The sequence below is a fragment of the Allokutzneria albata genome (assembly GCF_900103775.1).
Taxonomy (GTDB): Bacteria; Actinomycetota; Actinomycetes; order Mycobacteriales; family Pseudonocardiaceae; genus Allokutzneria; species Allokutzneria albata.
In genome coordinates this window covers 6709091-6733534 of the sequence record NZ_LT629701.1, presented here as the reverse complement: position 1 = coordinate 6733534, position 24444 = coordinate 6709091, and the positions used below count along the sequence as shown (strand labels likewise).

19 protein-coding genes are annotated in these 24444 nt (G+C 69.6%); 11 read left to right on the top strand and 8 right to left on the bottom strand.

Annotated elements, in window-relative coordinates:
• Positions 1 to 855 (bottom strand): fumarylacetoacetate hydrolase family protein, encoded by an 855-nt coding sequence (locus BLT28_RS30710; protein ID WP_030432789.1) that lies wholly within the window; start codon positions 853 to 855, stop codon positions 1 to 3.
• A 257-nt stretch (positions 856 to 1112) separates the two neighbouring features.
• Here BLT28_RS30710 and BLT28_RS30705 point away from each other — a divergent pair, with 257 nt between their 5' ends.
• The 3 genes from BLT28_RS30705 to BLT28_RS42630 all read left to right on the top strand — a co-directional run bounded on the left by BLT28_RS30705 (position 1113) and on the right by BLT28_RS42630 (position 5898).
• Positions 1113 to 4385 carry a S8 family serine peptidase gene (locus tag BLT28_RS30705; protein ID WP_052408041.1) on the top strand — a complete coding sequence of 1091 codons (3273 nt, stop codon included), beginning with the start codon at positions 1113 to 1115 and terminating at the stop codon, positions 4383 to 4385.
• Positions 4386 to 4460: 75 nt separating this feature from the next.
• The gene (locus tag BLT28_RS30700) at positions 4461 to 5411 is read left to right on the top strand and encodes an N-acetylglucosamine kinase (protein WP_030432787.1); all 951 of its coding nucleotides are present in this window, start codon (positions 4461 to 4463) and stop codon (positions 5409 to 5411) included.
• A 154-nt stretch (positions 5412 to 5565) separates the two neighbouring features.
• The gene (locus BLT28_RS42630; RefSeq protein WP_269459611.1) at positions 5566 to 5898 is read left to right on the top strand and encodes a DUF6355 family natural product biosynthesis protein; all 333 of its coding nucleotides are present in this window, start codon (positions 5566 to 5568) and stop codon (positions 5896 to 5898) included.
• Positions 5899 to 5968: 70 nt separating this feature from the next.
• Here the strand turns inward: BLT28_RS42630 and BLT28_RS30695 are convergent, their stop codons facing one another.
• The 3 genes from BLT28_RS30695 to BLT28_RS30685 form a co-directional block, all read right to left on the bottom strand.
• Positions 5969 to 10324 (bottom strand): DUF7927 domain-containing protein, encoded by a 4356-nt coding sequence (locus tag BLT28_RS30695; RefSeq protein ID WP_081900734.1) that lies wholly within the window; start codon positions 10322 to 10324, stop codon positions 5969 to 5971.
• A gap of 250 nt (positions 10325 to 10574) precedes the next feature.
• Complete coding sequence (locus tag BLT28_RS30690; RefSeq protein WP_030432785.1) at positions 10575 to 11432, bottom strand: RICIN domain-containing protein; 858 nt, start codon at positions 11430 to 11432, stop codon at positions 10575 to 10577.
• A 9-nt stretch (positions 11433 to 11441) separates the two neighbouring features.
• A complete protein-coding gene (locus BLT28_RS30685) occupies positions 11442 to 12104 on the bottom strand; it encodes a DUF3159 domain-containing protein (protein ID WP_030432784.1) in 663 nt (220 codons plus the stop codon).
• Positions 12105 to 12264: 160 nt separating this feature from the next.
• Here BLT28_RS30685 and BLT28_RS30680 point away from each other — a divergent pair, with 160 nt between their 5' ends.
• The 8 genes from BLT28_RS30680 (at position 12265) to BLT28_RS30645 (ending at position 21330) form a co-directional block, all read left to right on the top strand.
• Positions 12265 to 13488: an ROK family transcriptional regulator gene (locus tag BLT28_RS30680; RefSeq protein ID WP_052408039.1), complete on the top strand. Its 1224-nt coding sequence runs from the start codon at positions 12265 to 12267 to the stop codon at positions 13486 to 13488.
• A gap of 166 nt (positions 13489 to 13654) precedes the next feature.
• Entirely contained in the window at positions 13655 to 14977 is a 1323-nt protein-coding gene (locus tag BLT28_RS30675; RefSeq protein ID WP_030432782.1) for an extracellular solute-binding protein, read from the top strand.
• Positions 14974 to 15954 carry a carbohydrate ABC transporter permease gene (locus tag BLT28_RS30670; protein ID WP_030432781.1) on the top strand — a complete coding sequence of 327 codons (981 nt, stop codon included), beginning with the start codon at positions 14974 to 14976 and terminating at the stop codon, positions 15952 to 15954. The genes BLT28_RS30675 and BLT28_RS30670 overlap by 4 nt, the downstream gene beginning before the upstream one ends.
• On the top strand, positions 15951 to 16811 hold the full coding sequence (locus BLT28_RS30665) for a carbohydrate ABC transporter permease (RefSeq protein WP_052408038.1): 861 nt from the start codon (positions 15951 to 15953) through the stop codon (positions 16809 to 16811). Before BLT28_RS30670 ends, BLT28_RS30665 begins: the two co-directional genes overlap by 4 nt.
• Entirely contained in the window at positions 16811 to 18076 is a 1266-nt protein-coding gene (locus tag BLT28_RS30660) for a 6-phospho-beta-glucosidase (protein ID WP_030432779.1), read from the top strand. Before BLT28_RS30665 ends, BLT28_RS30660 begins: the two co-directional genes overlap by 1 nt.
• Positions 18077 to 18245: 169 nt before the next feature.
• Entirely contained in the window at positions 18246 to 19247 is a 1002-nt protein-coding gene (locus BLT28_RS30655; protein WP_030432778.1) for an N-acetylglucosamine kinase, read from the top strand.
• Between the two features lie 100 nt (positions 19248 to 19347).
• The gene (locus BLT28_RS30650) at positions 19348 to 20118 is read left to right on the top strand and encodes an SGNH/GDSL hydrolase family protein (protein WP_030432777.1); all 771 of its coding nucleotides are present in this window, start codon (positions 19348 to 19350) and stop codon (positions 20116 to 20118) included.
• 123 nt (positions 20119 to 20241) lie between these two features.
• Positions 20242 to 21330: a VanZ family protein gene (locus BLT28_RS30645; protein ID WP_083383796.1), complete on the top strand. Its 1089-nt coding sequence runs from the start codon at positions 20242 to 20244 to the stop codon at positions 21328 to 21330.
• On the opposite strand, the gene BLT28_RS30640 is transcribed toward BLT28_RS30645, so the two are convergent.
• The 4 genes from BLT28_RS30640 to BLT28_RS30625 form a co-directional block, all read right to left on the bottom strand.
• Positions 21303 to 22223, bottom strand: a complete 921-nt coding sequence (locus tag BLT28_RS30640; RefSeq protein WP_030433827.1) for a hypothetical protein — start codon at positions 22221 to 22223, stop codon at positions 21303 to 21305. The genes BLT28_RS30645 and BLT28_RS30640 overlap by 28 nt on opposite strands.
• Positions 22224 to 22241: 18 nt before the next feature.
• Complete coding sequence (locus tag BLT28_RS30635) at positions 22242 to 22946, bottom strand: hypothetical protein (protein ID WP_052408276.1); 705 nt, start codon at positions 22944 to 22946, stop codon at positions 22242 to 22244.
• Entirely contained in the window at positions 22943 to 23749 is an 807-nt protein-coding gene (locus BLT28_RS30630; protein ID WP_231950486.1) for an ABC transporter ATP-binding protein, read from the bottom strand. The genes BLT28_RS30635 and BLT28_RS30630 overlap by 4 nt, the downstream gene beginning before the upstream one ends.
• A 151-nt stretch (positions 23750 to 23900) precedes the next feature.
• Positions 23901 to 24404, bottom strand: a complete 504-nt coding sequence (locus BLT28_RS30625; RefSeq protein ID WP_030433824.1) for a hemerythrin domain-containing protein — start codon at positions 24402 to 24404, stop codon at positions 23901 to 23903.
• Positions 24405 to 24444 lie beyond the last annotated feature (40 nt).

Here is a 24444-nt window from a genome sequence, read left to right as displayed (position 1 = left end):
TCAGGCCTGCCCCAGTGTCTGGCGCTGGCGGCCGAGCCCGTCGATCTCCAGCTCCACCACGTCGCCGGCGCGCAGGTACGGCTTGGGTTCGGGTTGGCCGAGCGCGACGCCCGCCGGGGTGCCGGTGTTGATCAGGTCACCCGGCCGCAGCACCATGAACTGGCTGACGTAGCGGACCACCTCGGCCACGCTGAAGATCATGTCCTTGGTGCCGCCGTTCTGCCGCTCGACACCGTTGACCGACAACCGGAGCCCCAGCTCCTGCGGGTCCGCGACCTCGTCGGCGGGCACCAGCCACGGGCCGATCGGGTTGAACGTCTCGCAGGACTTGCCCTTGTCCCAGGTGCCGCCGCGCTCCAGCTGGAACTCCCGCTCGGAGACGTCGTGCGAGACCACGTACCCGGCGACGTGGTCGAGCGGGTTGACGTCCGCCGTCAAGTAGCGCGCGGTGCGCCCGATGACGACGCCGAGCTCCACCTCCCAGTCGGTCCTGGTCGCGCCGCGCGGAACCAGCACCTCGTCGTACGGGCCGACGATCGTGTCCGGGGCCTTCATGAACACCACCGGCTCGGCCGGGATCTCCGCACCGGTCTCCGCCGCGTGGTCGCGGTAGTTCAGCCCGATGCAGACGATCTTGCCGGGGCGGGCGATCGGCGGGCCGACGCGCAGGTCCTCACCGGTGAGCCGGGGCAGCACGCCCGCGGCCAGCGCCGCGCGCACCATGCCGATGCCCCCGTTGGCCAGGAAGGCGCCGCCGATGTCGGCGGTCAGGCCCGCGAGGTCGTACAGGGCGCCGTCCGCGTCGCGGACCACCGGCCGTTCCGCGTCGGGCGGACCAAGTCGCATCAGCTGCACGAGCGGACCCTCCTTGCCTATTGGCACACAGACATCCGATGTATAGCCCGCCCCTACGCCGAAGTCCAGCCCCCTTCCGGCACCTTTCCGGATCTGAGATCCGATGAATCACCGTCCGGGGCCACATGATCAACTTGCCTCACCCACCTCGCCGACCTCCCCCAACGGGTGGTTCCCCGGGCTTGCGCCACCACCACGGCCCCCGGACGGGTCTGATGGACCGGTCGGTGATCACTTCCCCTTCGGAGAGGACGCGCATGGCACTCCGCCGAGGACGACAGGCACTGCGCGGCGGGGCTGTGGTGCTCGTCGCCGCACTGGCCGCGACCGGGTTCGCCGGCCACGCCACCGCACAGACCACCCCGGCCGACGGGCTGTCCCCCGCCGCCCCGACCGGCCCCTGGCCGAAGGTGGCCGAGCGCGACCGGGTCGATCCGGCGCTGCTCGCCGCGGACGGCACCGCGACGGCCTTCGTCGAGCTGACCGAGCGCGCGCTGATCGACGTCTACGCCGAGCAGCGCCGCGACCGCGCGACGCCGGACCAGAGCGCCAAGGCCGTGCGCGCCAACCGCGAGCGGATGAACCAGCAGGCGGACCGCGTGGTCGCCGCGCTGGGCTCCGGCGGACAGGAGCTGTACCGCACCGCCAACGCGCTCAACGGCGTGATGCTCAGCGGTGAGGCGCGCAAGCTCGCCGCACTCGGCAAGCTGCCCGAGGTCCGCTCGGTGCGCAGGCACATGCCGACCGAGCGGATGAACGCCAGCGCCGCGCAGCTCACCAAGGCCGTGAACGCGTGGAAGGCGACCGGGCGGCTCGGCGACGACATCCGCATCGGCATCGTCGACGACGGCGTGGACTACACGCACGCGACCTTCGGCGGGCCGGGCACCAAGGAGGCCTACAAGGCCATCGACTCCACCAAGGTCGACTCCTCCTACTTCCCCACCGCCAAGGTGGTCGGCGGGACCGACCTGGCGGGCAACGACTACGACTCCTCCGGCCGCTACGGCTCGCGCACGCCGAAGCCGGACCCCAACCCGCTGGCCTGCGGGGCGCACGGCACGCACGTCGCGGGCACCGCGGCGGGCTTCGGCGTCAACGCCGACGGCAGCACGTTCAAGGGCGACTACAACGCCCTCGGCGGCGACCAACTCGCGGCGATGCGCATCGGGCCGGGTACCGCGCCGAAGGCGAAGATCTACGCGTACAAGGTGTTCGGCTGCAAGGGCAGCACGAGCGTGACCGCCAAGGCGATGGACCTGGTCCTCGACCCCAACGGCGACGGGGACTTCAGCGACCGGCTGGACGTGGTGAACCTGTCGCTGGGCACCGACTTCGGCACCCCGGACACCCCGGACAACAAGATCATGAAGACGCTCGCCGAGCACGGCGTGCTGGTCGTCGCGGCCAACGGCAACGGCGGCGACATCAACGACGTCGGCGGCTCCCCGGCGAACGCGCCGTCCACCCTGGCCGTGGCCAACACCAGGGACGCCTACGCGCTGCGGGACGGGCTCGACGTCACCGCTCCGTCCACAGTGGCCGGTCGCAGGACGGGCCAGTACAGCTCGGAGTACACCGGCTACGACAGCCTGGACCTCACCCGCCAGGTCGTCACCATGTCCGACGACGCGAACAAGGACGGCTGCAAGGCCTTCTCCGACGCGGACAAGGCCAAGGTGGCGGACAAGATCGTCTGGCTGGACTGGGACGACAACGACGCCACCCGCAAGTGCGGTTCCGCGGTGCGCGCGAACAACGCCGAAGCCGCCGGTGCCAAGGCGATCCTGTTGCCCAGCACCGTTTTCGAGTTCACCGCGGGCATCGCGGGCAACAAGAACGTGCCGATGTTCCAGCTGACCCGCCAGGCCAGCGAGCAGCTGCGCCCGGCGCTCGGTCAGCTCAGCGTGCGCCTGCGCGGCTCGCTGCGCGGTTCCACCCCCAACGTCGAGCCGCGGATCGCCGACACCGTGACGCCCTCGTCCTCCCGTGGCGGGCGCGGTCCGGCCGTCAAGCCCGACGTCGCCGCGCCCGGCGACACGATCTCCTCGGCGAAATCGGGCAGTGGCAACGAGGTCCTGGTCATCGGCGGCACCTCGATGGCCAGTCCGCACGTCGCCGGGATCGCCGCGCTGGTCCGCCAAGCCCACCCGGACTGGACGCCGGAGGAGGTCAAGGCGTCGGTGATGAACACCGCCACCGCGACCGTCACCGCCGCGGCGGACAAGCAGATCGCGGAAGGGCCGCAGCGGGTCGGCTCGGGCCGGGTGGACGCGCTCGCGGCGCAGCAGAACCAGGTCCTGGCGATGGCCGACGACGCGTCGCAGTCCGTCAGCGTCTCCTTCGGCACCGTCGAGGTGATCGACCGCGTGCGGGCCACCAGGACCGTCAAGGTGGTCAACAAGAGCGACAAGCCGGTGAGCGTGGCGATCGACTACGTCGCGGCGACCAAGATGCCCGGCGTGCGCTACGAGGTCACGCCGAGCGAACTGGGCCTGGGCCCGAAGCTGACCAGGACCTTCACCGTGACGCTGCGGATCGACGACGCGCGGATGCTGCGCAAGGTCATCGATCCGACCATGGACGCCAAGCAGGGCGGCAAGGCGCGGCAGTTCGTCGCCGACGCCTCCGGCTGGCTGACCGTGACGCCCAAGGGCGGATCGGCGCTGCGGGTGCCGGTCTACGCGGCGCCGAAGCCGGTCGCGCAACTGTCCGCGCAGAAGCTGGAGGTCGGTGCGCAGCGGCTGGTGCAGTTCACCGGGCGCGGGCTCGACCAGGGCAAGGGCAGCGAGGCCTACCGCTCGCTGGCCAGCGTCTTCGAACTGCACGGCAGCTCGCAGCAGATGCGCGACTGCGGTGGCGCCGTCGTGGACAACTGCACGATCAACCAGACCGCGCGCGGCGGTGACCTGCGCTGGTTCGGCGCGAACAGCAACCAGCAGGGGCTGGTCACCTTCGGCATCGCGACCTGGGGCGACTGGGCGAGCATCGGCGGCAACACGGTCCCGTTCGTCGACATCGACACCACCGGCGACGGCAGGCCGGACCGCCGCGTCGAGGCGGGCAGGCAGCCGCAGACCGATCTGGTGCTGTCCCAGACCAGGGACCTCACCAGGCGCGATCCGGACGGCTCCTTCCCGCTGATCGAGGCCCAGCCGGTGAACACGCAGTACGGCGACGTGGACACCAACATCTACGACACCAGCGTGATCGCGCTGCCGACCACGGTGAAGGCGCTGGGCATCCCGGCCGGAGCGACCTCGGCGCCGCTGAAGTACGTGGTGAACGTGCGGGGCTACTACGTGGCGCCCAGCGACTCCGACGGCCTGGTCGACACCAGCGGCACCCCGGTGGCCTTCGACCCGCTCAAACCCGGCGTGATCATCGGCTCGGCGCCCGCGGTCGCGCACGTGGCCCGCGACCGGTCGACGCTGCAGGTCAAGCCCGGTCCCGGCACCGTGCCGAGGGAGTTGTTGATCTTGCACCACCACAACGCGCGCGGTCAACGGGCGGGCCTGATCGCAATGTGATCGTGGGAAAAGATTGACGATAAGGAGGCCCTCATCGGTCTTTTTCCCACGAGAGCACGCCGTTAGGGTCGGCTCGTGATCCTCGGAGTGGACATCGGCGGCACGTCGAGCAGGGCCCTGCTGGCCGATCTGGACGGCACCCGCCTGGGCACGGGCAAGACGGGCGGCGGGAACCCGAACTCGCACGCGCCCGCCCAGGCCGCCGCCGAGGTGGCCGGGGCGCTCAAGGCAGCACTGGACGGCCGCGATCCCGCCGGGGTCGCGGCCGCCGTCGTCGGCATGGCGGGCGCCAGCAAGATGGCCGACCCGGAGATCGTCACGCTGTTCACCGACATGTGGCACGGGGTCGGCCTGCGCTGCCCGATGCTCGTGGTCACCGACTGCGAGGTCGGCTTCGCCGCGGGCACGCCCAAGCCCACCGGCACCGCGCTGGTCGCGGGCACCGGCTCGGTCGCGATGCGGATCGTCGACCACCGGATGGCCGCGATCTTCGGCGGCAACGGCTGGCTGCTCGGCGACGAGGGGTCCGGCTACTGGGTGGGCCGCGAGGCCGTGCGCGCCACGCTCAAGGCCATCGAGGGCCGGGCCCCGCTCAGCCCGCTCACCGAGGCCGTCCTCGCCGAGGTCGGCGGCACCGGCTCGGCCGACCGCAGGCGCCTGGTGATCACCCGGTGCAACGCCGACGAGCCGGTCCGCCTCGCCCGGTTCGCCCCGCTGGTCAGCACCGCCGCGGCCGAGGGCGACGAGATCGCGCAGGACATCGTGCGGCGCGGCGTGCTGCACCTGGTGGACATCACCCTCGCGGCGGCGCCCACCGTCGACGGCTCACCGGTGGTGCTCATCGGCAGCCTCACCGAGGCGGGCAACCCGTTCGGCGACGCACTGCGGGTCGGCTTGAGCGCCAACGGTTTCACCGACATCTCCGAGGCCCGTGACGGAGCGGCGGGCGCCGCGTGGCTCGCCGCCACCGAACTCCTCCCCGACGACGCCCGACGCCAAGCGCTCCACACCGCTCTCTTCGACTAGCCCGCCGCGGTTCCCTGTTGTTTTCAGTTAATACGAACTGCAACGTGGCCATTTCAGCGGACAATCCGCTGTAGAATCCGGAGAGCCGTTCCATCGCGAAGATCTTCCTCACTAGTGTTCACGCCGCAGGGCACATCCCGACTTCTAGCGAGGAATGACAGATGAAGAGTGCACGCATCCTGAGCGTGCTGGCGCTGAGCGTCGCCGCGGCCGGGGTGGCGATGCCGGCCGCACGGGCCGAACCCACCCCCCGGGCCTGCGGTTACGTCGCGGCGGCTTCTACGACCACTGCGAGTCGAACCCGAACCTGACCGTGATGCTCCGAGTCTCCCGGATCTTCGGCAGCGATTTCAAGGTCTGCGTCCGACCGGGTAGAACGAACCTTCAGCAGTACTCGCCGGATCCCCACAACTGGGCGGTCACCAACGCCTGGTACATCGGCGGACAATTCTGCGCCCCCGCCTACTACGGAACTGTTGAAGATTAAGGAAACGGCCCGCCGGAAGGCGGGCCGTTTCGCGTTCAGCACTATTGCAGTCCAGTCGGCCGGACGGTTGTCAGGCCCTCCTCCGGCGCGCGGAGACGATGGCGGCGAACCCCGCGGCGATGAGCAGCAAGCCCCAGTGGATGAGCGCCCCCGTAGCGGCTCCCGTGTCGGCCAACGGTGGCTTCGTGCCATCCGGAGTCGGCGGGGTCGGCGGCACCGGCGGCTTGGGATCGACGGGCGTCTCGGTCCCGCACCGCGGGTCCCTGCCGTCCGGAGGGCAGTTGCCGCCAGGAGTGTCGGAGGTGACCGCGTTGGTGAGCTTGCGGTCCCCGTTCGCCGGGTCCTCGACGGTCACGGAGTACGTGATCGTCGCCGCCGCGCCGACCGCGAGGTCACCGCTCCAGCTCAGCTTCGGCGCCGAGTAGGAGACCGTCCCCGCGGAAGCCCTGGCGTCGCCGTTGTACCTCGCGTCGTCAAGAACCCCGGTCATGTCGTCCACAAAGGACACTCCGGTCAGCGGCGCCGCCCCGGTGTTGGTGACCTTGACCGTGTAGGTCACCTTCTCGCCGGGCTTCGCGCGCCGCGGGTCGGCGGTCTTGACGATCAGCACGCCCGGGACCACCGTGGTCGTGCCGCAGTCCGGATCGGTGGAGCCGGGCGGGCAGTTGCCACCCGGGGTCTCCGAGCTGACCGCGTTGGTGAGCTTGCGGTCCCCGGTGCTCGGCGACTTCACGGTCACCGAGTACGTGATCTTCGCGCTCTCACCGACCTTGAGATCTCCCGTCCAGGTCAATCGAGGAGCCGCATAGGTCGCACCGCCGACCGAAGCAGCGGCGTCGGCGTTGTAGTCGGCGGCGTCGAGCACCTTCGACAGGTCATCGGTGAACGCCGCCGCCTTAACGTCCGTCTGGCCGGTGTTGGTGACCGTGACGGTGTAGGTGACCTTGTCGCCGGGGTTGGCGACCTGCTTGTCCACGACCTTCTTGATGGTGATGCCGGGGACCGTCGTCGTGGTGGTGCACCGCGGGTCCTTCGAGCCCGGCGGGCAGTTGCCTCCGGGCGTCTCGGAGCTGATCGCGTTGACCAGCTTGTTGTCACCGATGTTGGGCTTGTTCACGGTGACCGAGTACTTGACGGTGGCGACCGCTCCGATCGGGAGATCGCCCTTCCACGTCAACTTGGGCGCCGCGTAAGTCACCCCGCCGACGGACGCGGCGGCGTCCTCGTTGTACACCGCGTCGTCCAGCACCGCCGTCAGATCGTCCACAAAGGACGCTCCGATCAACGCCGTCTGCCCCTTGTTGGTCACGGTCACCGTGTACGTGACCTTCTCGCCGGGGTTGGCGGACTTCTTGTCGACCTCCTTGCGGATGTCCACACCGGACACAGGAGTCGTCGTCGAGCACTTCGGGTCCGTCGAGCCCGGCGGACAGTTGCCCCCAGGGGTCTCGGACGTCACGGCGTTGACGAGCCTGTGGTCGCCCTTGACCGGGTCGCTCACCCGGACCGAGTACTTCACCGTCGCGGAGCCGCCGACCGCGAGATCACCCTTCCACGTCAACCTGGGCGCCGCGTAAGTCACCCCGCCGACGGACGCGGCGGCGTCCTCGTTGTACACCGCGTCGTCCAGCACCGCCGTCAGATCGTCCACAAAGGACACTCCGGTCAGCGTGGTCCGGCCGGTGTTCGTCACGGTCACGGCGTAGGTCACCGTGCCCCCGGGGCTGGCCTGTGCGGGGTCGGCCTTCTTCTCGACCCGGAATCCGGAGACCGGCGTCGTCGTCGTGCACGAGGACTCGCACCGGTTGCCGGGCGTCTCCGAGGTGACGGTGTTGACGAGCTTGTTGTCACCCGGATTGGGCGACTTCACTGTCACCGAGTACGTGATCTTCGCGCTCTCACCGACCTTGAGATCTCCCGTCCAGGTCAATCGAGGAGCCGCGTAGGTCGCACCACCGACCGAAGCAGTGACGTCGGCGTTGTACACCGCGTCGTCCAGAACGTTGCTCAGATCGTCCACAAAGGACGCCCCGGTCAGCGTGGTCTGGCCGGTGTTGGTCACCGTGACCGTGTAGGTGACCTTGTCACCCGGGTTCGCCGACTTCTTGTCGACCTCCTTGTTGATCGCCATGCCGGGGACGAGCGTCGTCTTCGAGCACGCCGGATCGGTCGAGCCCGGCGGGCAGTTGCCCCCCGGGGTCTCCGACGTCACCGCGTTGACGAGCTTGTGGTCCCCGGTGTTCGGCGACTTGACCGTCACGGAGTACGTGATGGTGGCCGTGCCCTGGACCGGCAGCGTTCCGGTCCACGTCAGTCGCGGCGCCGCAAATGACGCAGCACCGGAGGAAGCGGACGCGTCGGCGTTGTAGTCGGCGTCGTCCAGGACTTTGGAGAGGTCGTCGACGACCTTGATGTCCTTGGCGGTCACACGGCCGGTGTTGCGCACGGTCAGCGTGTAGACGACCTTCTCGCCCGGCTTCGCCTCCGCCTTGTCCACGCTCTTCTTCACGGTGTAACCCGGGCCGGGCACGATCGTGTTCGCACAGGCCGCTGCAGAGTCGTCAGTGCACCGGTTGTCCGGCGGTACGATTCCGGGCGGTCCATAGGTTCCCTTGGCACGGTTGACGAGCGAGGTGCCGATGACCTCCTCTCCGATCCGGACCTTGATCTGGAGGCTCGCGCTCCCGCCGATCGCGAGGTCACCCGCGTTCCACACCAGCGGTCCCGAGCCGGACACCGAGCCCTGTGACGGTGTCGACCCGAGGTAACTCGTTCCGGCGGGGAGCGTGTCGGTGACCACGATCCCGGGCGCCTCAACGGTTCCCGTGTTCCGGATGCCCACCGTGTAGGTCAGCGTGTCACCGGGAAGCGCTTCAGCCTTGTCCACCGACTTCACCAGCTCATAGCGCGGCGAGGTGACCGTGTTGCGCACGGTGTTGCTCTCGCGCGACTGCGGCCTTCCGGTCTGAAGTCCCTTGAACGTGAGCTGGGCGGTGTTGTCGAACTTCGTCCCGTCCGCGACGGAACCACCGACCTTGACGCGGAAGGTGATCCGCGCGCTCGCGCCGGGACGGAGGTCGGCGAGCGGGCACGTGACGAGCTGGCCGCTCGCCGAGCACCCGGCTCCCGAACCCTCCACATAGGACAGTCCGGCGGGCAGGCGGTCGGTCACCGAGATGTCCGTCGCGGTGTCCAGGTCGGTGGTGCTCCCGTCGGCGCGCTTGTTGGCGACGTCCAGGGTGTAGGTGATCTCGTCGCCCTTGACGACCCACCCGGGCGGGTTGTCCGCAGTGGTGCCGGGAGGGGTGTTGGCCTTGGTGATCCGCAGGTCGGGTTCGAGGGCGTCGGTCATCAGCCACACGGTCTGCGGGTAGATCGCGTCGCCGTTGGTCGCGATCTTCAGCTGGAGCCGGTCGGTGCCCGCTGGCACCTTGCCGGTGACGTCGACCGTGCGGGCGTCGTAGCCGAAGTTGTTGACCGGCGCGGGATTCCTCGCGGTGGTGTTGCTCCCCGCGCCCGCCGCGGAGACGAGGTCGATGCGGCTGCTGAAGGCGTTGGGGCGGTCAGAACCCGGGAGCGGGGGCGCGGGCATGGTCAACGTCTGCAGGGACGACGCGTCCCTGCCCACCTGGAGGTAGTCCCCGTCGATGTCGGCGTCGCCGTCGCCCGCGGTGATGCCGAGCGTGGCGTTCGGGACACGGCTGCTGACCGACTTGATCCCGGTGAGGTCGATGGCGACGGAGCTGGTGCCCACGACCTTCTGGAAGCCGTCCCAGACCTGGAGGTAGCGCAGCGGCTCCGCCGGGTTCTCGTAGGCGACGACGAGGGACCAGCCACCCCAGCACCCGAGGTTCGTGGCGGAGTTGATCGACCTGCCCTGGCACGCCTGGACGTCGGCGACGGTGTAGTCGCCCGAGCCCGCGGCGCGCACCAGGTCGGTGACGTCTTTCGCGCCCGCGTGCGCGGTGAGCGCCGGGGTGCCCCGGCCCGCGGCGTCGAACCAGTCGTAGGTGTCGGCGGTCAACCGCCGGTACGCCGTGCCGCCGGGGACCTTGATCGCGACCTGGTTCGCCTTGCTCGCATCCCCGGAGGTCCCCGCGCTGGCAACGGGGTTGAGCTGCCAGTACAGCCTGGCGGAGAGCACGGTCGCGCCGCTGGGCAGGCTGAGCCGCGCGCTCGACGCGGTGGTGCCGGGAGCGGACGGGTCGACCTTCACCCAGGTCGCGGGCTGCCCGTTGCTGGTGCTGTCGGTGCAGGTGGTCGCCCCGCAGTTGACCACGGAGTTCGACGCCATCGTGATCGCGCCGTGGGCGAGGCCGGAGTACACCGGCGCCGGGCCGATCCGGCGCTCCGTGCCCAGCCCGCGCGGTTGCTGCGCGACAGCGGCGGACGGCGCGAGCACGGAAAGCACGAGAAGCGCGGCCATGGTGGAGCGCATAACACGAGAGAGGCCCTGCCACAACGGCTTCGACATTTCCCCGGCCTTTCCGAAGGTCGACGGACACCCGAACATATGCATGTCCGGACCAGGGGGAACGCGTCAAAAACGGGAAATACCTCAGACAGGGGACACACCGGAGAACCGTCGTCACGGGCAGCGGATGATCACCCGAGTGGCACCGAAAGTGCATCACCCGGACGAATTCACCAGAAAGCGCAACAGCGAATTCAGAGGATTACTTCGGCACCGGGTCGAAGGACAGAACGGCCGCGGAGACGGGTGACTCGCACGCGACCTGACGGACGCCCGCCCACTCGCCCTGCTCGCCGTCGGAAATCCCCACGCACAGGTTGCTGTGCAGCGCGCGAAGCCGGAAACCCTTGGGGGCAACGGATTCGACGTTGAACAGCTCCGCGTTGCCGGTCCCGCACTCGTCGTCGACGATCGTTCCGCCGACCGCCATCGACGCCTGCCGCACGCCCATGCACCCGGGTCCGAACTGCGGGTGGTCGGCGCGGACGCGGTACGAGCCGTCGTCGAGCCGGTCCAGCGAGTACCGCGGCATCACCTGCGCGCAGTTCCGCTGGTAGACAACGCCGCTGTCCGAACCCTCGCGCTCCGACAGGCACAGGTCGGAGTGCACCGCGCGAATCCGGTAGCTGCCCTCGGCGGGCGCCGCGGGATCGGGGCGGGCGGCGATGGCGTGCGGTTCGTCATCGGAGCGCTGGGCGGACAGCACGGCCACCGCGATCACCACGAGCACTGCCGCGGCGGCTCCGACGGGCCAGACCCAGCGACGGCGGGGCTTGTCCTCGACGACAGGACGAGCACCCGACACGCGCTCGTACGCGCGCAGCCAGGCGGCGTCGTCGGTTTCCCCGCAGACCTTGAGCAAGGCGCTCACGAGTTCGACGCGCGGCAGGGTGTCGCGAGCGAGCATCGAGGCGACGGTGCTCTTCGGCAGGACCTCGCCGCGTTCCTCGGCCCGGCGTTCGAGCTGCCGATAGGTGAGCCCGGAGCCGTCCTTGAGCCGACGGAGCAGTGCGACGTACTCCGCGGGAGTGGTCGCGGTGCTCGGATCCGGCCCGCTCATGCGCGCAGTCTAAGGAACGCGCGGGTGCCGGATCCCCGGGTGGTCAGCGGGCAACGCCTTGCGGAAGATCCACCAGCTCACCGCGAGGTTCAGCGCCACCAACGGATAGGTCAGCGCCGCCCGCGTGGTGCCGAGCGCGACCGTCGCGTCGATCCACCACAGCGGGATGAAGACGGCCAGCCTGATCACGTACTGCATCACCCACGACCAGCTGGCCAGGCTGTACGCGCGCAGCAGCGCGGGGTCCTTGCGCCAGCGCGTGCGCTGCCCGAGCGCCGTTCCCACCACGACACCGAGCAGCGGCCAGCGGATCACGATGCTCACCGCCCAGGCCAGCGCGCTGCCCGCGTTGGCGATCAGCTGCAGGAGGAAGAAGTCCGACGCGCGACCGGTGTAGAGCGGGACGAGGGCCGCGAGGACCACGCCGAGCATGCCCAGCAGCACGGCCCTGGGCTTGTCCCCGCGCCGCTGCCGCACGACGGCCAGCACCGCGCCGACGAGGACGGCCGAGATCGCTCCGAGCAGCACGGAGTCGCCGAACGCCAGCCAGCCGGCGACGAAGGCCACCGGCGGCAGCGTCGCGTCGATGGCCGCGCGGCGCCCGCCGAGCAGCGACGCGAGCGACTCCTCGCCGGGGTTCGCCGCCTGCTCGGCGGTGGAGCGTTCCGTCACCCCTCCAGCCTGCCTGAACACCGCGCCGGCGAACACCGGTTAGGACACCCTTTGTGACCCAGTTCGCTGACGGTTTGGGGATTGACCTCCGTGAGGTGGGTTACTACCGTGACGGAAATCGTCTGGGAAGTTAACAGACAAGTGAGGGACGGAGGAGCGGATGAGAGCCGGGAGTCCGCGGCTGCTGCGGGAGATCAACGACCGCGCGGCGATCGAGGCGCTGCTCCAACGGGGTGCGATGACCCGGTCCGAGGTCGAGGCGATCATCGGACTGTCCAAGCCCGCCACCGCCCAACTGCTGACCCGGCTGGAGCAGGACGGGGCCGTCGTGCGGGACGGGCTGCGCGGGGGCAGCCGCGGCCCGCGCGCCCAGCTGTGGGCGGTCAACGGCGCGCTCGCGCACGTCGTCGCCGTCGACCTCACGCCGAGCCACGCGGACATCGTGGTCGCCGACGTCACCGGCGCGATCCTGGCCGAGCGGCAGGCCGAGCTGCCCGACGGCGGCCCCGAGGTGGTCACCGCCTTCGCCGAGGCCGTGCGGTCGACCGTGGGGCGGGCCGGGCTCGTCCCGGACCAGCTGTGCTCCGTCGTGGTCGGCTCGCCCGGTGCGGTGAACCCCGCCGACGGGCACCTCGGCTTCGCCCCGCACCTGCCCGGCTGGGAGGGCTTCGACATGCCGGGCAGGCTGCGCGAGCTGCTGGAGGCCCCGGTCACCGTCGAGAACGACGTCAACCTGGTCGCGCTGGAGGAGATGGTCGCGGGCCGGGCGACCGACGTCGGCGACTTCGTGCTGATCTGGCTCAGCGAGGGCATCGGTGCCGCCGTGGTGATCAACCGCAGGCTGCTGCGCGGGGCCACCGGGGGTGCCGGCGAGATCGACTGGATGCGCGTTCCCGACCTGGCCGACGCGGACACCGGCATCGACCGCCGCGGCATCCGGCTCGGTGAGCTGCTCGGCTCGCCGACCATCGTCAAGCTCGCCCGCGCGCACGGGCTGTCCGCCCGCAACGCGTGGTCCGCCGTGCGCAAGGCCCGCTCCTCCGGCGCGGACGGCCTGCCGTTCCTGACCGATCTGGCCAAGCGGATCGCCACCGGCGTCGCCGGGGTGGTCAGCGTGGTCGACCCGCAGCTCGTCCTGCTGGCCGGGGAGACCGGCCAGGCGGGCGGGGACCAGCTGTGCGATCTCGTCGCCACCGAGCTGCACGAGCTGGTGGTGCCGCGCACCCCCGTCGCTCCGACCCTGGTCACCGGCAACCCGGTGCGCGCGGGCGCGTTGCACTCGGCGCTCGCGCTGGCCAGGCAGAAGGTTTTTGGACTCACCGCCGCCACAGCCGAACCGTTCCGCGGGTCCCCTGGGGCCTCTCTGTCAGGTCTCGTTCGATGAGAGTCGGGATCGAGGCCGTTCCTGGCAGGACTCGGGGGAGGACGCGTACCGGTGTTGTACGCGGCCTTCGCCGAGGCGCCGCCAGGGGCGGGCTCGGCCCGGCTGTCGCGAACACGGACCTGTCAGACAGGCCCCTGACCTGCCTGACCCCTTTTCGGAGGGCTTGATGCGCAAAACACTGGCGGGACTCACCGCGGTGGCGGTGCTGACGACGGCGTGCGCGGGTGGTGGCGCGCGCGGTTCCGGTGCGGTCGCCGAACCGCCCAAGAAGGACGACAAGCTCACGCTGACGGTGTTCTCCAAGTACTCCGACCGGGAGGAACGCGAGGTCACCAAGGCCCTCAACACCTTCAAGGCGAAGTTCCCCAACATCGAGATCAAGCACGAGGGCAACCAGGACGACGACAAGATCACCGGTGCGGTGCGCGGCGGGAACCCGCCGGACGTGGCGATGACCTTCATGACCGACAACCTGGGCCAGTTCTGCTCCAGCGGGTCGTGGCAGAACCTCAAGGGCTACCTCGAGCGCGACAAGATCGACCTGAACGTGATCCCGCAGGCGGTGCGCGACTACACCGACTTCAAGGGCACCCGCTGCGCGCTGCCGATGCTCGCCGACGTCTACGGGCTGTTCTACAACAAGGACCAGTTCGCGGCCGCGGGCATCACCGAGGTGCCGAAGACCACCGACCAGCTGCTGGAGGCCGCGAAGCGGCTGACGCAGAAGAACCCGGACGGCTCCATCAAGGTCGCGGGCTTCCTGCCGTCGATGCCCTTCTACAACAACCAGGCGCAGATCTGGGCGCCGTCCTGGGGCGCGCGCTACCTCGACGCCAACGGCAAGTCCGCGCTCGCGGGCAGCGCCGAGTGGAAGGCGATGTTCGAGTTCCAGCGCAAGCTGGTGGACTTCTACGGCTACGACAACCTGGAGCGCTTCCGCGCCGGGCTCGGCCAGGAGTACTCCGCCGACCACGCCTTCCAGCAGGGCAAGCTCGCGATGATCATCGACGGCGAGTACCGGACCGCGTTCATCGCCGACCAGTCGCCGAACATCTCCTTCGGCACGGCCCCGTTCCCGCACTCCCCCGCGCGACCCGATCGCGAGGGCGGCGCCTTCGCCACCGGCACGATCATCGGGATCCCCAAGGGCGCCAAGAACCCCGGCGCCGCGTGGGAGCTGATCAAGCACATGACGCTGGAGACCGACACCCTGGTCGACCTGTCCAACGCGATCAAGAACGTGCCGAGCACCGACGCCGCGCTGAAGGACCCCCGGCTCCAGGTCACCCCGCAGTTCAAGACGTTCATCGACCTCTACGGCGGCGGCAAGCTGTGGTCGAACCCGCCGACCCCGATCGGTGACGCGCACCTGAAGGCGGTCAACGACTTCGCGGCGGAGTGGCAGGCCGGCCGGGTGGCCAACCTCGACGAGGGCCTGAAGAAGGTCGACCAGCAGATCAACGACGCCCTCGCGCAGAGCGGTCGGTGACCGCGACGCTGGAGCGTGCGGCGGTGGCACCCGCGCCCCGCCGCACGGCACGACCGCGCTCCCGCAACCGGTGGACGGTGCTGGCGTTCATGTCGCCTGCGATCGTCGGGTTCGTCGTCTTCTTCGGCTACCCGCTGATCGCGACGGCGTACTTCTCCTTCACCAGGTACGACCTGATCAACGCCCCGGAGTGGATCGGGTTCGACAACTACGTGCGGATGTTCACCAGCGAGCCGCTGGTGAAGGTCGCGGCGTGGAACACGCTGTGGCTGGTCGTGGTGCTGACGGTGGCGCGGGTGGTCTTCGCGCTCGGCGTTGCCTCGGTGATCGCGCGGCTGAAGAGCGGCGTCGGCATCATCAGGACGCTGTGCTACCTGCCGTCGCTTGCCCCGCCGGTGGCCGCGACACTGGTGTTCAGCTTCCTGTTGAACCCGGAGTTCGGTCCGGTCAACGCGTTCCTGAACTTCGTCGGTATCTCCTCCCCGTTGTGGTTCAGCGATCCGGCGTGGTCCAAGCCCGCGCTGACGCTGCTGGTGCTGTGGGGCTCCGGCGAACTGATGATCATCATCCTGGCGGCGCTGCTGGACGTGCCGCAGGAGCAGTACGAGGCGGCGGAGCTGGACGGGGCAGGAGCGATCCGCCGGTTCTGGCACATCACGCTGCCGACGATCTCGCCGGTGCTGATGTTCGGCGTGGTCAACTCGATCATCTTCGCGCTGCAGTTCTTCACCCAGGCCGTGGTGGCGGGCTCGGTGGCCTCGGGCAGCGCCGACGTCGCGGGCTCGACGAAGATCCTCGGCTTCCCGCAGAACTCCACCCTGACCTACCCGATGTGGTTGTACACGCAGGGATTCCGCTACTTCAACATGGGTTACGCGGCGGCCATGGCCGTGCTCCTGTTCGCCGTGTCCTTCGTCTTCACCGCGATCCTGGTGCGGCAGATGCGCCGGGCCTCGCACGTCGAGGAGGGCGGATGACCACCACCCTGAACGTCAAGCCCCGCAAGGCTTCCTGGGACCGCAAGCTGCACTGGGTCGCCACCCACAGCGTCGGCATCGCGCTGGCGATCGGGTTCACCACGCCGATTGTCTTCGTCTTCCTCACCGCGGTGATGTCGGACAAGCAGGCGCTGTCGTCGAACCTGTGGCCGCAGGAGTGGCACTTCGAGAACTTCCTCCGGGTGTTCGAGAAGGCCCCGATGTTGGAGTACATGGCCAACTCGTTGCTCTACTCGCTGCTGGCCACGCTCGGCGTGATGCTCTCCGCCATCCCGACGGCGTACGCGCTGGCGCGGATGAAGTGGCGTGGCCGCAACGCGGTCTTCCTGCTCGTGGTGGCCGCGATGATGCTGCCGCCCCAGGTCGTGGCGGTCCCGCTGTACGACATGTGGATCAACTTCGGGCTCACCGGGACGTTGTGGCCCCTGGTGGTCCCCTACTTCCTCTTCGACGCGTTCAGCGTGTTCCTGCTGCGCCAGTTCTTCCTGACGATCCCGCAGGACTACATCGACGCCGCGAAGATCGACGGTTGTTCCGAGTTCACCGCGCTGGTGCGGGTGCTGGTGCCGATGGCCCGGCCCGGCATCGCCGCGACCGCGTTGTTCTGCTTCCTGTTCACCTGGAACGACTACTTCGGACCGCTGCTCTACGCCGGGGAGAACAAGGAGAACTGGACGCTCTCGCTCGCCCTCGCGTCCTTCCGGGGCTCGCACCAGGTCGAGTGGAACCTGACCATGGCGGCAACGGTGCTGATCATGGCCCCAGCCATCGTGCTGTTCCTGTTCGCGCAGAAGTCTTTCGTCAAAGGCATCACGTTCACGGGGGTCAAAGGCTGATGAAACTCACTGTTGTCGGCGGCGGCTCGACCTACACACCCGAACTCGTCGACGGGATCGCGGGCAGGCGGACGAGCCTGGCCGTGGACGAGATCGTGCTCGTCGATCCCGACCACGACCGCCTTTCCGTCGTGGGGCCGTTCTCCCAGCGCCTGCTCGACCACGCCGGGCACCCCGCCCGCGTCCGCACCACCTCGAACCTGGAGGAGGGCGCGGAGGGCGCCTCCGCCGTGCTGTTCCAGCTGCGCGTCGGCGGCCAGGCGGCACGGCGCTCCGACGAGACCTTCCCGCTGGACTGCGGGTGCCTCGGCCAGGAGACCACCGGGGCTGGCGGCCTCGCCAAGGCGCTGCGCACGGTGCCGGTGGTGCTCGACATCGCCGAGCGGGTGCGCGCGGTGACCGGGCCGGACACGTGGATCGTCAACTTCACCAACCCGGTCGGCATCGTGACGCGCGCGCTGCTGGAGGCGGGGCATCGCGCGGTCGGGCTGTGCAACGTGGCGATCACGTTGCAGCGCCTCGTCTCCGGCCTGCTCGGGCGGGCGCCGGAGGAGGTGAAGCTCGACCACGTCGGGCTCAACCACCTCACCTGGACCCGGCAGGTGCTCGTGGACGGCAAGGACGTGCTGCCGCAGCTGATCGCCGACCACGCCGACACCATCGCCGCGGACCTGGAGCTGCCCGTGGACGTGCTGCGGCGGCTCGGTGTGCTGCCGTCGTACTACCTGAAGTACTTCTACTCGCACGACGAGATCGTGGCGAAGCAGCGCACCGAGCGCCCTCGCGCGGACGTGGTGACCGACGTCGAGAACGAGCTGATGAAGATCTACTCGGACCAGAACGTCGTCACCAAGCCGAAGGAGCTGGCCGAGCGCGGCGGCGCGTACTACTCCGAGGCGGCCATCCAGCTGGTGCACGCGCTGACCGGCGGAGGCGAGGCGGAGGAGCACGTCGTCAACGTGCGCAACGGTTCCACGCTGCCCTTCCTGCCCTCCGACGCCGTCATCGAAGTTCCGTCCACTGTGGACACGAACGGGGCGGTCCCGCTGCCGGTCGCCGAGGTGCCGCCGGAGTTCTCCGGGCTGATCTCGCACGTGACCGCGTACGAGTACCTGGCGTTGAAGGCCGCGGTGCACGGCGGGCGGGACCGGGTCGCCGACGCGCTGCTGGCCCATCCGCTGGTCGGCCAGTTCGCCCTGGCGGAGAAGCTGGCCGACGACCTGGTCGCGGAGAACCGGGACCACCTGCCCTGGGCCAAGTCGTGACCCGGCAGGAGGGCCGGCCGATCAGGACCCTCCGCGAGCTCCTCGCCGCGGAGGCACGTCCGAGAAGAGAGCGCTCCCACACGGAGTTCCCGTGTTTCCGGACGGCGGAGCGCGCGCGGGACATCGTCGTTCGCGGGTTGGCCGCGTTGCGACAGCAGGGGGAGACAGGGTGAAGGCCGAACAGATCGTGCTCGCCATCGACGGCGGCAACAGCAAGACCGACGTGATGCTGGTGAACACCGACGGCGTGGTGCTCTCTCGGGTGCGCGGCCCCGGCGCCTCACCGCAAACCGTCGGCGTGAAGGAGAGCCTGGACTGCTTCGGGGAGCTGGCCGCGCGTGCCGCCCGCGCCGCGGGGCTCTCCGGTGAAGCACCGTTCGCCGCGCACACGGCCGCCTACCTGGCCGGAGCGGACCTCCCGAGGGAGGAGGAACTGCTCAGCGCGGCGGTCAGCGCACGCGGCTGGTCGTCGACGACGGTGGTCGCCAACGACACCTTCGCCCTGCTGCGCGCGGGAACCAGCGACGGGGTCGGGGTCGCCGTGGTGTGCGGTGCCGGGATCAACGCCGTGGGAGTCGCGGCGGACGGGCGCACGCACCGCTTCCCCGCGCTCGGCCGGATCTCGGGTGACTGGGGCGGCGGCGCGCAGATGGGCAGCGAGGCGCTGTGGCTGGCCGTCCGCGCCGACGACGGGCGGGGCGAGTCCACCGAGCTGCTGCCCGCGGTGCTCGCGCACTTCGGGGCGTCGAGCATGACCGAGGTCATCGAGGGCCTGCACTTCGGCGAGCTGGACCTGCACTCGGCCGTGCACGCGCTGTCACCGGTGCTGTTCCGGGTCGCGGCGGACGGGGACGCGGTGGCCGCCAGGGTGGTGGACCGGCTCGCGGAGGAGATCGGCCTGCTCGCCGGGGTGAGCCTGCAGCGGCTCGGGCTGACCGGGGAGCAGGTGCCGGTGGTGCTCGGCGGGGGCGTGCTGACCGGTGCGTCCGGCCAACTGCTCGCCGAGGTCGACCGCAGGTGCCGGGCGGTCGCGCCGCTCGCGGAACTGCGCCTGGTCGACCTCCCGCCGGTGGTCGGGGCCGCGCTGTGGGGGCTCGACGCCCTGGGTGCGGGTCCGGCGGCCGAGGCGGCGCTGCGCGGGGCCGCGCTGCCTTCGCCGGTCGCGGCGTGACGGTCCCCGCATCGGGGGGTCGCGCAGGTTATCTGACGGTGTGTCAAGTTACGGTGGGAGGGTGACAACGGTGTAAGACCGCAGGACTGGGAGGGACGTCGTGCAGTGGGGATCGTTTGTCGCTATCGGTGACTCCTTTACCGAGGGCCTGGACGACCCAGGCCCCAACGGGCAGTTCCGCGGCTGGGCCGACCGCACGGCCGAGCGGATGGCCCACTTCAACCCGGGTCTGCGGTACGCGAACCTCGCCATCCGCGGCAAGCTGCTCGGCGAGATCGTGGCCGAGCAGGTCCCCCTCGTCAGCACGCTGCACCCCGATCTGGTGACCTTCTGCGGTGGCGGCAACGACCTGATCATCCCCTCGGCGGACCCGGACTCGCTGGCCGAGCTGTACGAGAGCGCGATCAGCGAGCTGCGCGCCGCGGGCAGCGAGGTGGTGATCTTCACCGGCTTCGACACCCGGGACACGCCCGTGCTCCGCCGGGTGCGCGGCAAGGTCGCCACCTACAACGCGCACCTGCGCGCGATCGCCGACCGGTACGACTGCCGCGTGGTCGACCTGTGGTCGATGCGCGTCCTGCAGGACCGCCGGATGTGGAGCGAGGACCGGCTGCACCTGACGCCGGAGGGCCACCACCGGGTGGCGCTGCGGACCTGCGAGGTGCTCGGCGTCCCGGTGGACGAGGACTGGTCGGTCCCGCTGCCGGAGGAGCCGCCCGCGACGTGGGTGACCCTGCGCCGGGGCGACCTGCACTGGGCGCGGGCGCACCTGGTGCCGTGGCTCGGCAGGCACCTCCGCGGCGTCTCCATGGGTGACAACATCCGGCCGAAGCGGCCGGAACTGATCGAGCTGGTCGATTCGGACTGCTGAATTCCGGCGGAAATGCCCGTGTCCTCGGCGAGGGCACGGGCATTTCCGGCTGCTGATCAGTGCTTTTCGCGCGGGTCCGAAGGAATTGCCCGGAACGATCACCGTCACTAGCGTCGCGCAATCGTGCTCCCCGAACACCTGCACAACATCGAGGCCGGTCTTTTCCACTTCCTGATCACGGGCGTCGCGCTCGTGGTTCCGGTGGTCGTGTTCCACTACTTCCGGTACGGCAGGGTCGAGCCGCGCCGCTCGTTCGTGCTCTTCTCGACGCTGCTCTACGGCCTGGTTCTGCTGGCTTTGGTGTTCATGCCCTTCCCGGCGCTGGACGACGTGTGCGACGGACGCCGGACCACGCAGTGGGTTCCGTTCCAGTTCATCGCCGCCCTCCCCGAGACGTTCCCGTTGGTCTCGTTCGCGTTCAACGTGGCGCTGTTCCTGCCGCTGGGCGTGTTGCTGCGCAAGGCCTACGGGCTCCAGCTGCGCTGGGTGGTGCTGGCCGGGTTCCTCGCCTCGCTGACCGTGGAGATCATCCAGGTCACCGGCAACCTGGGCATCTACCCCTGCCCGTACCGGCTCTTCGACGTCGACGACCTGATGGCCAACACGCTCGGCGCCACCCTCGGCGGACTGATCGCCCCGGCCGCGGTGATCGTGCCGAAGGTGTTGCCCGCCAGGGAAGTCCGCGCCCAGCTCGACGCGGTCGGGCTGCCGAGGCAGATCGTCGCCTACGGGCTCGACGTGCTGCTCCTGGGGATCGTGGCGTTGATCGTCGGGGAGTCGGAGTGGACCTTCCTCGTCGTCTTCGTCGCGATCCGCATCGCGACGCCCTTGCTGGCGGAGGGCTACACGCCCGCGGGCAGGCTGCTGAAGTTCCGGGTGCGCAAGATCGACGGCACACCCGCGACGTTCCTCCGCCTCGTGGTGCGCGAGGTCTTCGGCCCGCTCGGCCTGCTCGCCTTGCTGGCGCTCGGTTTCTTCGCCCTGATGTTCGTCGGGCGGACGATGACCGCGAGCACCCTTGGCGAGCTCTTCGGGCCGGTCCAGCAGATGCAGCCGATGGTGATCGCCGTGTTCTCCGCCGGGGCCGGGTTCACGCTCCTCCTGCTCGCGCCCGTGGTCCGCAGGGACCAGCGCGGGTGGCACGACAGGATCGCCGGGCTCCGCTGCGTCCCGGACCGCGCGAACTACGCCGACCTCGTCCGCACCAAGTAGAAGGTGAGCGCGACGCAGGCCGCGGCGAGAGCGGTGAAGATCCCGGCCTCGATCAGCTGGAAGGTCCAGAAGCGGTCAGCGGGTTGGTAGCTGACGAACTGGCGGAAGCCCAGCGCCTTCAGCTGGTCGATCTCCTTGGACCCGAAGGAGGTGCCCGAGCTGCTGAGCCCTGCCTTCCGCAGCGCGCTGAAGAGCGTGTAGGTGCCTGACCCGTCGGTGTAGAGGAAGTCCATCACCCAGCCGGTGCGGGCGTCCGCGTACTGGCCGTCCACGGCGGGGAGGTAGCGCGGTCGGAGGACTGCCTGCACCGGCACCAGGAACGCGAGGAATCCCGCTGTGGTCAACGTGATCGCAGTGAGGACTCGCCTGGTGAGCGCGCCCATGAAGACGCCCAGAACGAAGGCGAACAGGCACACGGCGGGGAACACCGGAGCAGTCGCGCCGAAGACCTCGAACAGGCCCTCGGTCTGCGTTGCCGGGCCGTACCACCACATGTGCGCGGCTGAAAGCGCGGTGCTGAGGAGCACCACGGTGCTACCAAGCATGACGAGCTTCGTGTTCAGCCAGCGCCACCGGGAGACACCCCGCGTCCACGCGAACCGGTTCGTGCGCTGTTCCATTTCCCTTGCCAGCAAAGGAGAACCGAGGAAGACCCCGGCGACGATGGCGAGCACGGGCAGCAGCACCGACAGGTTCAGGACGTCGTTGACCGTCTGCGCCCAGCCGCCGCACTCCGGACCGCTGGCGACAGAGAAACAGCGGGGCAGGACGTCGATGGGAAGCTCCGCGCGCATCTTGTTGCCCAGCAAGAGAAAGAAGGCGGCGGTACCACAGAAGGCAACGGTGACCGACAAGACGGCGAGCCGATGTTGCCGCCAGGCCATCCACAGCATGGAGGAACCTCTCGGGTATCAGGAGAACTTGTTTCGCACAGCCAGAAAGGACACCGCGAAGCAGCACGCGGCGAGTCCGGCGTAGAGGCCCAGCTGGATGGCCTGGTAAGTCCAGAAATCAGGAGAAGCGCCCAGCAGGTGGTGCCGCCGCACCAAGGTTCGCTCCACCACGAGCACCGCGAGGTGTCCGATGACGACCGTGGCCATGGCGGGAACGACCCGGCCGAGCAGAGCACCCGAGGCGGTGCCGAGCGCGAAGGTGAACACACATGCGGCGGGCAGCGCGAGCGAACCCTGACTGGCGATCATGAACCAGCCGCCCTGGGCCGCGTACGGCCCGTACCACCACGTGTGCACCGCCGCGTAGGTCGCGCTGAGCACCGCGACCGCGGCGCCAGTCATCGACGTTGTGGTTGTCAGCCAACGGTTTCGCGACACACCTTGGGTCCATGAGTAGCGGTGGGTGCCGTGCTCCAGCTCACCGGCGAGCAGCGGCGCGCCCGCGAGCACGCCGACCAGGAGCGGCAACGGCGCGAAGCCGTTGTTCACCTCCTCGAAGGAGCGCAGGAACCCCGGGAACCCGCCGATCACGGTGCCGCCCCAGACGAGGATCGAGCCGTTACCCGTGGTTCCGGCGATCAGGAAGACCGAGCTGAGCGCGACGAACGCGGCCGTGATCCCCACGATCACCCAGCGGTGCTGCCGCCAGACCAGCCAGGTCATGCCACGGTCTCCCGAACTGGCTGGTAAGCCATCGCGAGGTACTGCATGACCAGCGTCTCGAGGTCGACCGGCTCAATCGTCCACTGTGGATCGTCGACGGGCCGGGCTCCGCGCACCAGAAGGGAACCGCCATCACGGTGCACCACGTGCTGTGCGGTCGCGACCGCGGAGGCGGTGGCAGCGGGACCGACCAGCAGGCGGTGCTCGTCGAGCAGTTCATCGATGTCACCGGCCACCCGCAACCTGCCGTGATCCAGCACGACGAGGTAGTCGCACAGCCGCTCCAGCTCGGAGACCACGTGCGAGGACAGCACGATCGTGCAGCCCGTCGCGGCCTTCGCCTCCATCAGCGCCGTCATCATCTCTTTGCGCGCCAACGGGTCGAGGCTCGCCACGGGCTCGTCGAGGATCAGCAGGTCCGGCGTGGTCGCCAGTGCGACGGCCAGCGCGACCTGTGCCCGTTGCCCGCCGGAGAGCTCACCGACCTTGCTGTCCAAGGGAATTCCCCTTGCCCGCAGGCGGTCTTCGGCCATCCGCTGCGACCACCGGGCGTTGAGCTTGCGCCCGGCCTTCAGCATCTCGCGGACCTTGAAGGTGCGGTAGAGCGAGTGCTCCTGGTCGATGTAGGCGACCCGGTGGAGCACCGTGTTCGGCCCGACCCGCTCGCCGAGCAGTTCCAGCTCGCCCTCGGTCGGCCGCACGAGGCCGACCATCATGTTCATCAGCGTGGACTTGCCAGCGCCGTTCGGCCCGACGAGGCCGACGACGCGTCCGGCCGGAATGCTCAGCGAACAGCCCCGCAAACCCCATTTGCGACCGTATCGCCTCCCCAGGTTCCTGGTGGCGATCGCTACCTCGGTCGTTGTTCTCCTCAAACACCGATCAGGCCGTCACAAGCCATACTCGGTGTTCGCGGAGTTCACGGATACCGTGCTACCACCCCAAAAGGCCGCCTCAGTCGACGCGGTGTCCGGTGGCCTTCACGAGTTCGCGCACGTGCTCGATCGACCCGCAACCGGCGTCCAGCCGCTCCTGGCGCACGCGGACGAACTCGGCGCCCAGCTCCGCCCTGCGCTGCTCGGGCACCGCCTCGCGGGCGTCGTTGAGGATGGTCCGCTCCTCCTCGTCCACGTGGTGGTTGAGGGCCTGGACCAGCTCCTCCAGCTTGTCCTCCCACTCCTGGGACGCGGAGTCGTCGACCTCCATCAGCGCGAGCAGCGCCTGGTGGCCCTCGGCGTGCTCCTCGGCCCCGTGGTCGACCTCCTCGTCGTCGACCTTCCGGAAGCGCTTGAGCGCCGGGTAGACCTCGCTCTCCTCGGCCTCCGCGTGCGCGACGAGCAGGGCGGCCAGCTCCCCGAGGAGCTTGTCCCGGTCGTTGTCGCGGTTGCGGAGATCGCGGAAGAGCTCCTCGAAGCGGCGGTGGTCGGCGAGGATGAGTTCTACGACGTCGTTGGCCATGACCAGGAGATACCTCGGCGGACCGCCGGTGAAACTGCCA